The organism is Nonomuraea thailandensis (assembly GCF_024172165.1).
Taxonomy (GTDB): Bacteria; Actinomycetota; Actinomycetes; order Streptosporangiales; family Streptosporangiaceae; genus Nonomuraea; species Nonomuraea thailandensis.
Genome location: NZ_JAMZEB010000002.1, coordinates 1,117,314 through 1,129,720, shown reverse-complemented (window position 1 = coordinate 1,129,720; position 12,407 = coordinate 1,117,314). Strand labels below are relative to the sequence as shown.

Annotated in this window: 9 protein-coding genes; 5 read left to right on the top strand and 4 right to left on the bottom strand. The window is 71.7% G+C overall.

All coding sequences use genetic code 11. The annotated features are described in order from the left end of the window. Nucleotides 1-13: 13 nt before the first annotated feature. Complete coding sequence (locus HD597_RS09260; RefSeq protein WP_253741484.1) at nucleotides 14-3,313, bottom strand: S8 family serine peptidase; 3,300 nt, start codon at nucleotides 3,311-3,313, stop codon at nucleotides 14-16. A 55-nt stretch (nucleotides 3,314-3,368) separates the two neighbouring features. On the opposite strand from HD597_RS09260, the gene HD597_RS09255 reads away from it, so the two are divergent. Beyond that, entirely contained in the window at nucleotides 3,369-4,409 is a 1,041-nt protein-coding gene (locus HD597_RS09255; protein ID WP_253741482.1) for a TrmB family transcriptional regulator, read from the top strand. An 18-nt stretch (nucleotides 4,410-4,427) separates the two neighbouring features. Here HD597_RS09255 and glgA read toward each other — a convergent pair whose 3' ends face one another. Then, nucleotides 4,428-5,600 (bottom strand): glycogen synthase, encoded by a 1,173-nt coding sequence (glgA, locus tag HD597_RS09250; protein WP_253741479.1) that lies wholly within the window; start codon nucleotides 5,598-5,600, stop codon nucleotides 4,428-4,430. Between the two features lie 158 nt (nucleotides 5,601-5,758). On the opposite strand from glgA, the gene glgC reads away from it, so the two are divergent. Then, complete coding sequence (glgC, locus tag HD597_RS09245) at nucleotides 5,759-6,994, top strand: glucose-1-phosphate adenylyltransferase (protein WP_185103078.1); 1,236 nt, start codon at nucleotides 5,759-5,761, stop codon at nucleotides 6,992-6,994. 111 nt (nucleotides 6,995-7,105) lie between these two features. Here glgC and HD597_RS09240 read toward each other — a convergent pair whose 3' ends face one another. Further along, the gene (locus tag HD597_RS09240; protein WP_253741477.1) at nucleotides 7,106-7,540 is read right to left on the bottom strand and encodes a hypothetical protein; all 435 of its coding nucleotides are present in this window, start codon (nucleotides 7,538-7,540) and stop codon (nucleotides 7,106-7,108) included. Between the two features lie 178 nt (nucleotides 7,541-7,718). On the opposite strand from HD597_RS09240, the gene HD597_RS09235 reads away from it, so the two are divergent. Next, complete coding sequence (locus HD597_RS09235) at nucleotides 7,719-8,180, top strand: nuclear transport factor 2 family protein (protein WP_253741476.1); 462 nt, start codon at nucleotides 7,719-7,721, stop codon at nucleotides 8,178-8,180. A 63-nt stretch (nucleotides 8,181-8,243) separates the two neighbouring features. After that, complete coding sequence (locus tag HD597_RS09230; RefSeq protein WP_253741475.1) at nucleotides 8,244-9,722, top strand: Nramp family divalent metal transporter; 1,479 nt, start codon at nucleotides 8,244-8,246, stop codon at nucleotides 9,720-9,722. On the opposite strand, the gene HD597_RS09225 is transcribed toward HD597_RS09230, so the two are convergent. Next, nucleotides 9,719-10,432, bottom strand: a complete 714-nt coding sequence (locus HD597_RS09225; protein ID WP_253741473.1) for a hypothetical protein — start codon at nucleotides 10,430-10,432, stop codon at nucleotides 9,719-9,721. The two genes, HD597_RS09230 and HD597_RS09225, sit on opposite strands and share 4 nt — an antisense overlap. 166 nt (nucleotides 10,433-10,598) lie before the next feature. Here HD597_RS09225 and HD597_RS09220 point away from each other — a divergent pair, with 166 nt between their 5' ends. Continuing rightward, nucleotides 10,599-12,389 carry a DUF2264 domain-containing protein gene (locus HD597_RS09220; protein WP_253741471.1) on the top strand — a complete coding sequence of 597 codons (1,791 nt, stop codon included), beginning with the start codon at nucleotides 10,599-10,601 and terminating at the stop codon, nucleotides 12,387-12,389. Nucleotides 12,390-12,407 lie beyond the last annotated feature (18 nt).

Genomic DNA, 12,407 nt, shown 5'->3' with positions numbered 1-12,407 from the left:
GACCTCCCCCGGCTCACTTGACCTGGTAGGCCCTGACGACGGTCTGGCTGAAGGCGTTGCCGCCGCCGTCCACCGCCTTGACCCGCAGGGAGACGAACTTCCCGCGCGCCTGGACCGGGTGCCAGGTCTGCGCCGACCAGGCGTCCTTGCCCGACGGGTGCACCACGGCCGGCAGCCACGTGCGGCCGTCGTCGTAGGAGACGTCGGCGGTCAGCGTGCGCAGCCTCAGATCGGGCGAGCCGGCCTGGCGCTGGACGCTGAGCGGGATCCGCATGGGGCCCGTGGAGGCCCGGTTGTGCTCGTCCAGCTCAGGGTCGATCTTGACGGCCAGCAGCGGCAGGAGCTGCCGCTCGCCCGCCGCGGGCGTCTTCGACCGGAACCGCCACTCGGCGCTGACCCGGGTGGACAGCCTGGTCATGGCCGCGTCTCTGTCGGCGCTCATGGTGAGGCGGTACTCGCTCTCCTTCTGCTCGGCGGGCACGTCGATCCAGCCGGGCAGGTAGTCGCTCGTGCTGTAGATCTCCTTGCCGTCACGGTAGAGCTTGGCCTGCGGAGCCGTGTAGTTGCCGATGGAGTGACGCTCGGCCCTGCCGTCGTCGAACAGCGAGACGGCGAACTGCATCATGTTCTCCTCACGCCAGTTGACGTCGCCGTCGGGGTTGAGCGCGGCTCCGAAGACGGCGCCGTTCCAGCGTTCCGTGCTCTTCTGACCGGCGCGGTAGACGGTGGTGCGGCCGAAGAAGAACTGGTCGAGGTCGTCGATGCCCTCCGGGGGGAGCTTGTACTGGGCGAACGACGGGTACCAGCCGGTGTCGCCGGGCGTGTAGTACTCGGTCCTGCGGAACGGCAGCGGCACGTGGGCCACGTGCACGTAGGGCATCCAGGCCAGCTCGGTCCCGTACAGCACGGGCAGTGCCATGTGCTCGCCGGTCTTGCCGTCCTGCTGGGCGGCGTAGGTGGAGGTGACCTCGGCCAGGTCACGGCGGCGCGGGCGGTAACCGGGGTCGGCGGGGATGCGCGGCTCGGCCTTCATCAGGTGGTAGAAGTACGGGCTGGCGTCATAGGAGCCGTCGGCCTTCGGCCGGGCCCACTGGGTCCACCGGTAGTAGGCGAACTTCTTGCTGGCCGTGCGGGTGGTCGGGATGGCCTTGATGCCCTCGATCCGCTCGGCGCCCCACATGCCGGCCAGGTCCACGTCCACGCCGAGGGGCTGCATGCCGTCCACGAGCTGCAGCATGCCCAGCATGCCGATGGCCAGCCGCGCGGTCGGCTCCTGCGTGCGCACGTCCACCGGCTCGGCGCGGCGGGCGTCGGCGGTGACGGTGCGGTCGGCGTCGAGGGCGAACTCCGGCTCGGCCGCCATGACGATGGCGCCGTCGTGGTCGGCCATCAGGGAGACCACCGTGTACCGGTGGCCCTTGTCCAGCCGCAGGTCGAGGTTGCCGCCGGAGATGTCGTAGTTGGTCTGCTCCTTGGTGTCGAGGTCGATGACCCCGGCGAAGGCGTTCGCGGCGGGCCGGCCGTCGCTGCCGGTGAAGGTCAGCTTGAGCCCGGCCTTCTCCGGCGTGACCCGCATGCCGATGCCTGTGCGTACGGTGACGTCCCCGCCCCTGGCGATGACCGTCCCGCTGAACGTGCCGGTCCCGCCGGGCTCGGCGGTCACCGTGACCTGGGCGGTGCCGCGCGCGGGCACCTCCACCGCGTCGGCGCCGAGGCTGAACGGGGCCGCGGTCTCGCCGTGCCCGTCCTTGGCGATCACGCTGAGCTCCAGCCGGATCGCGGTGTCGCCGTCGTTGCGGTAGGTGAGCGCGCGCTCCTTGGGCGCGGTGTCGGGCAGCTCGACGTCGCCCATGCTCAGCGAGGCGGGCTCGGCCGTGACCTGCTGGGCGACGGCGCGGGCGACGTCCACGCGGCCGGAGCCCTGGATGTAGGCGCCCAGCTCGTCGCCGGGGGCGGTGGAGGCCATCAGCGACGCCTTGATGCGCTCGGCCTTCCAGTCGGGGTGCAGGCCCGCCACGATCGCCGCCGCGCCCGCCACGTGCGGGGTGGCCATGGACGTGCCGCTCATCTCCGTGTACAGCTCGTCGCCCGAGCTGCCCTCGGGGGCGCCGGCCCTGGCGGCGACGATGCCCACGCCGGGGGCGGTCAGGTCGGGCTTGACCGCGCCGTCACCGGGGCGCGGGCCCGTGCTGCTGAACTGGGCGACCGTGTCGGCGTCGCGGTAGGAGGCGCCGACCGACAGGGCGTGGTCGGCGGAGCCGGGTGAGCCGAGCCGCTCCGGACCGTCGTTGCCCGCGGCGATCACGAAGAGCGTGCCGTACTCGGCGGACAGGCTGTTGACGGCCTGCTCCAGGGGGTCGATTCCTGGAGCGTCGGCGTTGCCGAGGCTGAGGTTGGCGACGCGGGCGCCGTTCTCGGCCGCCCAGGTCATGGCCTCGATGATGCCCGAGTCGGGGCAGTTGCCGTCCTGGCCGCAGACCTTGGCGATCATGAGCCGGGCGCCGGGGGCGACGCCCTTGCGCCTGCCGTCGGAGGCGGCGCCGGTGCCGGCGATCGTGGAGGCGACGTGCGTGCCGTGGCCGTTCAGGTCGCGCACGTCCGGCTCGGCGGTGAAGTTCTCGCTCTTGACGACCTGACCTTGCAGGTCGGGGTGGCCGGGGTCGTAGCCGGTGTCGAGCACCGCGACGGGGACGTCCTGGCCGGTGTGGCCGGCCGCCCAGGCGGCGGGCGCGCCGATGCGCGGCACGCTGACGTCGAGGGAGATCTTGGCCTTGCCGTCGAGCCAGATCTTCGCGGGGGCGGTCGCGGTCCGCGCCTGTCCTGTCAGCGTCTGCCAGAGCGCGCCGGTGCGGGGCTCCTTCCTGGCGACGCCGTTGATGGCGGGCAGCGGGCGCCCGCCGGCGGCGCGCAGGGTGGCGGCGCCGGCGCCGTCGGCGTACGTCATGATCAGCGGGAGCTGGGGGCTGGCGGCGTCGTCGTAGCCGAGCGCGGCCAGCCGGGTGACGTCGAAGAGCCGGGGGTCGAGGGTGCCCGCGGCCAGCAGGGGCATCGCGTCCACGGGCACGATGCTGAGCCCGTCCGCGGACCTGCGGTGCACGAAGTTGATCTTTTCTCGGCCGGGGCCGGCGGCGACGTCGAGCTGGGTCTGCTTGTTGGGCAGCTCGCGGAGGGTGACCCTGTCCCCGGTGATGAGGGTGATCGTCTTCGCGGGTCGGAGCTTGGCGGTGGGCTGGGCGGGCGCCGCCTGGGCCGGTACGGCGATCGCCGTGGCGGCCAGTAACACGACGCCCAGAAGGGCCGTTCTCTGTTGCACATCCCGTTTTCTAATTGTCAGTGAAATTTGGTGACAAGGTGGCGTCGGTGGCCTATTGCGGCAACTGCCGGAAACGGCCAAGATCGAGCACGTGCAGGAGGACAGCCGGGCGCTGGAGATCGTCGGCATCAGCGCGTTCGACGAACGGATCTACCGCAGTGTGCTGGCGTGCCCCGGCATCACGGTGCAGGAGCTGGTCATGCGCAGCGGCGAGAGCGCCGGGCGCATCCAGTCGTCTCTGAGCAGGCTCCGGGTCAGGGGCCTGGTGAGCCGCCTGTGGGGGCGCTCGCCCCGCTGGACGGCGACGAACCCGGGCACCGCGATCCGCTCGCTCGTCCGCGACATGCAGAGCGAGCTGGACCGGCTCACCGACACGGCCGACGAGCTGGAGGCGGCCTTCCGCGACGTCGGCACCGACCCCGAGGGCGGCGACCAGTTCGAGGTGCTGGCCGGGCCCGAGGAGCAGGCCCGCTGGTACGTCAGGCTGCAGCAGGAGGCCAAGGAGGAGGTGCTGACCTTCGACCGGCCCCCGTACGTGCTGGACTACCACAACCCGCTGCAGACCGAGCTGCTGCGCAACGGCGTGCGCTACCGCACCCTCTACGTGCCCGAGGCCTTCGAGCACGCGGGGGCCCTCGACGAGGTGGGCAGCCTCATCAGGGCGGGCGAGGAGGCGCGCATCCTGCCGTGGCTGCCGTTCAAGATGGCGCTGGTCGACCGGTCGCGGGCGGTCATGCCGCTGCACATGGACCCACCGCTCACGCGCGGGGTGCTCATCAGGGGCTCCACCATGGTCGTGGCCCTGGTGGAGCTGTTCGAGCGGCTGTGGCAGGAGGCGCTGCCGGTGCGTCCGGAGCTGTGGTCGCAGGGGTCGCCGGAGCTCGCCCCCGAGGGTGATCCCGGCGCGGGCCTGGGCCTGGAGGACCGCAGGCTGCTGGCGTTGCTGGCGGCCGGGCTCAAGGACGACGCCATCGCCCGGCAGCTCGGCACCAGCCCGCGCAGCCTGCGCCGCCGCCTGCGGCACCTGCTCGACGAGCTCAACGCCGAGACCCGCTTCCAGGCGGGCGCCCAGGCCAGCCGCAGGGGCCTCGTCTAGGACGCGCGCGGGGCTCCGTCAGGCGCCCAGCGAGGCGTAGAGCTCCACCGTGCGCTCGGCGATGCGGGTCCAGGAGAAGTGCTCGATGGCGCGAGCCCGGCCCGCCTCGCCCATGGCGCGCGCCCGCGCCGGGTCGCCCAGCAGGGCGTTGACCCGCTCGGCGAGGTCGGCGGCGAAGCGCTCGGGGTCGTGCGGCGTGCCGTCGGCGGCCTGCGAGATGGGCACCAGCAGCCCTGTCGCGCCGTCGGCGACCACCTCCGGGATGCCGCCGGTCGCCGTCGCCACCACCGCCGTCTCGCAGGCCATCGCCTCCAGGTTGACGATGCCCATCGGCTCGTAGACCGACGGGCAGACGAACACCGTGGCGTGCGTCAGGAGCTGGATCACCTCGGGCTTGGGCAACATCTCCTGGATCCAGAGGACGCCGTCGCGGTCGAGCCCGCGCACCAGCTCGGTCACCTCCGCGGCGATCTCCGGCGTGTCGGGCGCTCCCGCGCACAGCACGAGCTGCGCCGCCGGGTCGAAGGAGCGCGCCGCGTGCAGGAGGTGGACCAGGCCCTTCTGGCGGGTGATGCGGCCGACGAAGACGACGTACGGCCTGGCCGGGTCCACGCCGTGCTTCTCCAGCACGCCGGTGCCGGGGTCGGGGACGTACTGGGCGGTGTCGATGCCGTTGTGGATGACGGTGACCTTCTCCGGCGGGATCTCCGGGTAGGCGGTCAGCACGTCGCGGCGCATGCCCTCCGAGACCGCGACGACCGCGTCCGCGGCGGCCAGGGCCGTGCGCTCGGCCCACGACGAGATCGCGTAGCCGCCGCCGAGCTGCTCGGCCTTCCACGGGCGCAGCGGCTCCAGGCTGTGCGTGGTGATCACGTGGGGCACGCCGTGCAGCAGCTTCGCGACATGGCCGGCGAAGTTGGCGTACCAGGTGTGGGAGTGCACCACGTCGGCGCCCTCGCAGGCGGCGGCCATCTCCAGGTCCACGCCGAGCACCTGCAGCGCGGCGTTGGCGCTCGCCAGCCCGCCCGGCATTCGGTAGGCCGAGACGCCCGGCTCGTCGCGCTCGGCCCCGAAGCAGCGCACGCGTACGTCGGCCAGCTTCCGCAGCTCCCTGGCCAGGTACTCCATGTGCACCCCGGCCCCGCCGTACACCTCGGGCGGATACTCCCGGCTGAGCAGATCAACACGCATGACACGACCTTAAGGGGGGTCCAGGCAAGAAAAACACATCGACAAGCCCAAGGTCGGCAAGCCCGGTTCGTACTTTGAACCCCAAAACCGGACAAGAAAGGAGCTCACCGTGCGGGGTTTCGTCGATAGATCGGCCATTTGAGGGTAGCGTCCTGGGCATGAGGTCCCGGAGGGTGCTTGCGGTCGTGCTGGCAGGTGGAGAGGGCAAGAGGCTCATGCCGCTCACGGCGGATCGAGCCAAACCGGCGGTGCCGTTCGGCGGGATGTACCGGCTCATCGATTTCGTGCTGTCCAACCTGGCCAACGGCGGCTTCCTGAAGATCGTCGTGCTGACGCAGTACAAGAACCACAGTCTCGACCGGCATGTCTCGCGGACCTGGCGGCTGTCGGCGATGCTGGGCAACTACGTCACGCCGGTGCCCGCGCAGCAGCGGCTCGGGCCGCGCTGGTTCTCCGGCTCCGCCGACGCGCTGTTCCAGAACCTGAACCTGATCTACGACGAGATGCCCGAGCACGTGATCGTGTTCGGCGCCGACCACATCTACCGCATGGATCCGCGGCAGATGGTCGAGCAGCACGAGGACTCCGGCGCCGACGTGACGGTGGCGGCGATCAGGCAGCCGCTGTCGCTGGCCGACCAGTTCGGCGTCATCGAGACCGACCCCGAGGGCCGCCGGATCGTGGCCTTCAGGGAGAAGCCCAAGGACGCGGTGGGGCTGGCCGACTCGCCCGACGAGGTGTTCGCCTCGATGGGCAACTACGTGTTCAAGACGCAGTCGATGATCGACGCGCTGCGGGAGGACGCGCTCGACCCGACCAGCAAGCACGACCTCGGCGGCAACATCATCCCGATGCTGGTCAAGTCGGGCGGCGCCGACGTGTACGACTTCGCCAACAACATCGTGCCCGGCTCCAGCGAGCGCGACCGCGGCTACTGGCGTGACGTGGGGACCCTCGACGCGTACTACGAGGCCCACATGGACCTCATCTCGGCGCACCCGATCTTCAACCTCTACAACGACAAGTGGCCGATCTTCACCGGGCACGACCCGCTGCCTCCGGCCAAGTTCGTGCACAACGACGGCGACCGGGTGGGCCGCGCGATCGACTCGCTGGTGTCCCCCGGCGTGATCGTCTCCGGCGGCACGGCGATCAGGTCGATCCTGTCGCCCAAGGTGGTGCTCCACTCGCACTCGCTGGTGGAGGACTCCGTGCTGATGGAGAACGTCAAGGTCGGGCGGGGCGCGATCGTGCGCAAGGCGATCATCGACAAGAACGTGGTGATCCCCGACGGGGCACGGATCGGGTTCGACCTCGACTACGACCGCACGCGGTTCGCGCTGACCAGGGGCGGGGTCGTGGTGATCGGGAAGAACGAGATCGTCGATCGGTGAGCGTCGGCCCCTCCGAGGGGCCGTCAGCGGAGATGACAAGGCCCCGGGGCCACGTGGTGCCCCGGGACCATGCCGGGTTAAGCCGCGGAGCCGGCCGGGACCGGCCTCCGGTCAGAACCTGTAAGGCGAGGCGGACCAGTCCTGGTCACTCTGGCCCCAGTTGTCGCCGTAGCCCCAGCGGTGGTTGCCATAGTGCCTCGGCGCCCAGTAGGCGGCGGAGTCGTGGTCCTGGGCGCCCCAGTAGTTGGCGTTGTTCCAGTAGGCGCCGTTGTCGTGGCTCCACTTGTCGTACTCGCGCTTGTCGTACTCCGTCTTGTACTCCGTCTTGTCGTACTCCTGCTTGTCGCGGGCCACGTGGTCGCTCTCGCACGCCTTGGCGTCGCGCTTGCCTGCGTAGACGCCCCAGGCGTCGATCCCCAGCGAGCGCGTGGCGTCGCCCAGCGAGAGGTTGCAGTCGGCCTGGACGGCGGTGGCCGGCGTGGCCAGCACGACGAGTGCGGCGGCAGTGGCAAGCGCGCCACCTGCCGCTATGAGCGTAATTTTCATGATCTCCCCCTGTAGTCACGGTCGTGACATCGATTTCGACTGTACGTAGTGCTTTCCTAACGCTGCGTAACGGCACGCCCTGAAAATCCCGTCGAATTGTCACGCTCAGTAGCTATAACCGCTGGTTATAACCACAGCTCTTGGACGGGATCGGCGACCTGGCCGCATGATCGGGGCCATGTGGAAGCACTCACGCCGAACGGCCGTCGTCGCGCTCGTCCCGCTCCTGGCTGCGGCCTGCGGCGCACCGCCCGCGCCCGGCACTCCCACCCCCTCGCCGCCGGCCGCGACGGCCTCCGGCGCGGTCGCCGGCGCGGTCGCCGGCGTGGGCCGGGCGGGGCAGGCGTACGTGGACGCGGTGAACGCCGGCGACCTCGACGCCCTGGTGGCCTCCTTCGCCCCGGACGCCGTGATCGTCGACGTCAGCCGGAGCATCGAGGGGCACGACGCCATCAGGCGGTGGGCGGGCGACGAGGTGATCGGCGGGACGTTACGGGTCCTGTCGGTCGCCGAGCGGCGCGCGGACGGGCAGAAGCTGCTCGTCCACTGGGCTCCCGGCGGATCCGGCGGCTGGCGGGCGCACTACGACTTCACGATCGGTGACGGGCTCATCGTCAAGGCCGATCTCCAGTACGCCTGACGCTTTTGGGTCTTGATGCCTCCGCCCTTAGGGATCACCCTGGGGGCCACAGGAGGCAGTGACATGTCGCATCCACTCGGAGTCAGCCGTCCCGATCTCGAAGTCACCGACCTGCCCACGCCGGAGGAGGTCTTCAAGGTCTCCAGAATCGGCCCCAAGGAACTGTTCAAGTACGCCGTCGGTCCGAGCCTGATCGCCCTGGGCATCTCGATCGGCAGCGGCGAGTGGCTGCTGGGCCCCCTCAACGTGGGGCAGTACGGATTCGTCGGCGTCGGCTGGGTCATCCTGGTCTCGGCGCTGCTGCAGACGTTCTACAACGTCGAATGCTCCCGCTACGTCCTGGCGACCGGCGAGACGCCCGTGGTCGGCTGGGGGCGGGTGCCGCCGGGGTGGATGTTGTGGGTGCCGCTGTCGGTCCTCATCGTGATCTTCGCGTTCATCGCGGGAGGCTGGGCCGCCTCCGCCGGGCAGGGCGTGTACGCGCTGGTGCACGGCGTCCCCCCGGCCGCCGACGCCGCCGAGCCGCGGTTCTGGGCCATCGGCCTGCTGGTGCTGGTGTTCCTCATCACCGCCGCCGCCCGGCGCGTCAGCCGCGCGCTGGAGCTGGCCAACTGGGTGATGGTCGGCACGATCCTGCTCGCCCTGCTGGCCGTGGACCTGCTCGTGGTGCCGTTCAGCCAGTGGTGGGAGGGCATCCGCGGCTTCGTCACCCCGGCCGCCCCGCCCGCCGGGATCACCGCCACCCAGCTCGGCGGCCTGGCCGGTTTCACCGCGCTGGCCTCCGGCCTGAACTGGTACGTCATGGGCCACTACCGCGACAAGGGTTACGGCATGGGCCACCGCGTCGGCTACATCTCAGGGCTGCGCGGCGAGCGGAGCACCATCCGCGCCAGCGGCGTCACCTTCCCCGACGACGAGCGCAACCGCGGCCTGTGGCGGCGCTGGTACCGGCTGCTCATGGTGGACATGTGGGGCGTGTTCTTCGTCGGCGCCATCCTCGGCATGCTGCTGCCCACCCTCCTCATGTCCCAGGCCGTCGCGATGTCGGGCGAGCGGCCCACCCGGGCGAACGTGCCCACGTTCGTGGCCAGCGCGCTCGGCGACGAGTACGGGCAGGTGGCCTTCTACGTCGCGCTCGTGGTGGGGGTGCTGATCCTGTTCTCCACGCAGCTCGGCATCTTCGAGGCCATGGTGCGGGTGACGACCGACGCCGCCAACGCCACCAGCCCGCGGCTGCGCAGGCTGATCGAGGGCGACCCGCGGCGCTTCTACTACCCGTTCATGCTCCTGCTGCTCGTCGTCATCTCGATCGTCATCTTCCAGTCGCTGCCGGTGGGGCTGGTCGAATGGTCGGCGAACATGTCGAACCTGGGGGCGCTGATCTATCCGTTCCTGCTGATGTACCTGAACAGCAAGCTGCCGCGGCCCGCTCGCCCGCGTCCGTGGCACTACGTCATCCTGGTGCTGAACTTCCTGTTCTTCGGGTTCTTCTTCGTCAACTTCATCGCCGACTTCGTGGGGGACCCGCTGGTCACGTTCTAGCCGGCGGCCCGGACAGTGATCGCGGCGTTCACCTCACCGCCCGCTGGCTCGTCGAAGACGACGTACGCGAGGTCGGAGGCACGGGTCAGGATGCACAGCCGCTGGTGCGGCCTGACCCGTCCGCCGGCCACGGTGCCGCCTCTGGCGGGCGAGAGGCACCGCTCGCGTGAGGTGACGACGAAGGCGCGGTTCTCGGCCACGTAGATCGCGTCGCGGGTGAGGACGAAGTCCGCGTCGTCCAGGGCGGCGGCGGCGACGCCCGCCCGCGTGAGCCGCCATGGGCCCGGCTCGTCCGCGCCTGCGGGAAGCGGCAGGGCGACCACCTCGTCGAAGAGGGCGGAGCCGGCCGCGGGCGTCGTCATGCCCGGGCGTGCGGTGTCCGGGCCGCCCGGGTCCGCCGTGAACGTCCCGCCGGGGTTTCCGACGTCGGTCGGGCCCGGACCCGCGATCGGGCGGATCACGACCATGCCGAAGGCGATCGCCGTCCCCGTCACCGCCAGCGGGAGCAGCACCCGGCCGACCGACAGCGTCCACGGCCTGCGCTCGCGCGGCGGTCCCGGCGCCGGGGGCGGCAGGCCGAGGAGCGAGGTCCAGTGGCGCTGCCACAGGGTGAGGTCCCGGCGGGTCCTCGCCGGGCGGGGTTCGTACGGCCTGCTGTCGATGACCGCTCCCCCGACGGCCCCCAGACCCGCGGCCGTCACCGCATCCATGACTCCGCCCCCAGGTTCCGGCTTTGGGGCCAAGCATGCGCGGGCACGCCGGTAGCGGGCGAGCCCCCGGTGGCCAGGTGGTGCTCACCCGCGAGGTGGACGAGTGTGTCCGCGCTGCGCGGTCGCCGTCTTGTGGGATGTGGCCGCGGCGTGTTTCCGTGGCGGGATGATCTCCCCCTACACGGGCTGGACCAGGGAGCACTGGGCCGATCTGGCCGACCGCCTGCTCCTGTCGGCCCGCCGCCACGCCTCCCCCTCCCACGCGCGCGTGAGCTTCCCCGGCGCGCCCGGCGGCTACGGCCCCGACGTGGACGCGCTGGAGGGCTTCGCGCGCACGTTCCTAGCGGCCGGGTTCCGGGTCGCGGGCGAGGGCGGGCGCGACCCGCTGGGCCTGATGGAGTGGTACGCGCGGGGCCTGGGCGCCGGTACCGACCCGCACCACCCCGACCGCTGGGTCCGGCTGGACGAGCACGGGCAGGCCAAGGTGGAGGCCGCCTCCATCGCGCTGGTCCTGCACCTGACCAGGCCGTGGTTGTGGGACCGGTTGCCGCCGCGGGTGCGGGAGCAGGTGGTCGACTACCTGGCTCCCGCGGTCGGCTCCGCGTACCCGCCGATCAACTGGGTGTGGTTCCAGATCGTGGTGGAGCAGTTCCTGGCCTCGGTCGGCGGGCCGCACGCGCAGGAGGACATCGACGCCGGGCTGGCCCTGGCGGAGAGCTTCGAACGCGAGGACGGCTGGTACGCCGACGGCGCCGAGCGTGCCTACGACCACTACGCCGGCTGGGCCTTGCACTTCTACCCGCTGCTCTGGAGCGAGATGGCGGGCCGCGCGCCGGACCCGCGTCACCTGGCTCGCCTCGAACGGTTCCTGGACGACGCCGTGCACCTGGTCGGCGGCGACGGCTCGCCGCTGATCCAGGGCCGCAGCCTGGCCTACCGCTTCGCCGCCGCCACGCCGTTCTGGGTGGGCGCCAGGGCCGGGGTCGGCTCGCCCGGGCTGCTACGGCGGGCCGCCTCCGGCATCGTGCGGCACTTCGCCGAGCACGGCGCGCCCGACGAGGACGGGATACTCACGCTCGGGTGGCACGGGCCCCACCGGGCGATCGCGCAGGACTACTCCGGGCCCGGCTCGCCGTACTGGGCGGCGAAGGGGCTGTTCGGGCTGTCCTTGCCGGCCGATCATCCGGTGTGGACGGCCGTGGAGGAGCCGCTGCCGGTGGAGCGGGGTGACTTCACGCGCGTCGTGCGGGCCCCCGGCTGGCTGGTCAGCGGCACCCGGGCGGACGGCGTCGTCCGCGTGGTCAACCACGGCACCGACCACTCGCGCCCGGGCTCCGACCTGGCCGACGCGCCGCTGTACGCGCGGCTCGGCTACTCGACGGCCACGTTCCCGCTGCCGGGCGACCCGCTGGACCAGTCCGTGGTGGTGCTGGACGAGGAGGGGCGCGCCAGCCACAGGACCGGATTCACCGCCGGTCCCGTGCGCGTGCTGGCGTCCGGCACGCTGGTCGGGTCGTCGCGCTGGCGGGCGCACTGGGGCGAGCAGGGGCCGGGCCCCGATCACGGTTACTCCAGGGCGGGCGCGCCGATGCGGCACGGGCCGGAGGTGGAGGTCGTCTCGGTCGTGCGCGGGGCGTGGGAGGTGCGGCTGGCCCGCCTGACCGGGCAGGCGGGCAGGCTGCGGGTGGGAGGCTGGCCGGCGCCCGAGGGCGGTGCCGCCACGCGGGTGGCCGGAGGCCCGGGGCTGGGCGAGTCGGGCACGGAGGTGGCGGCCACCCCGCTGGGCGAGCGCACGCTGGCCCCGTGGTGCGCGACGCCCGGCGAGGCGGAGCCCGGCCGCTGGTACGCCGCCGCGCTCCTGGTCGGCGACGGCGGGCAACCGCCGGTGTTCGACGACTGGAAGATCACCTGGCCGGACGGCACGATCGACGATCTCCCCGATCTTCGCCTGTTGTAAGTTATAACGAGCACTTCC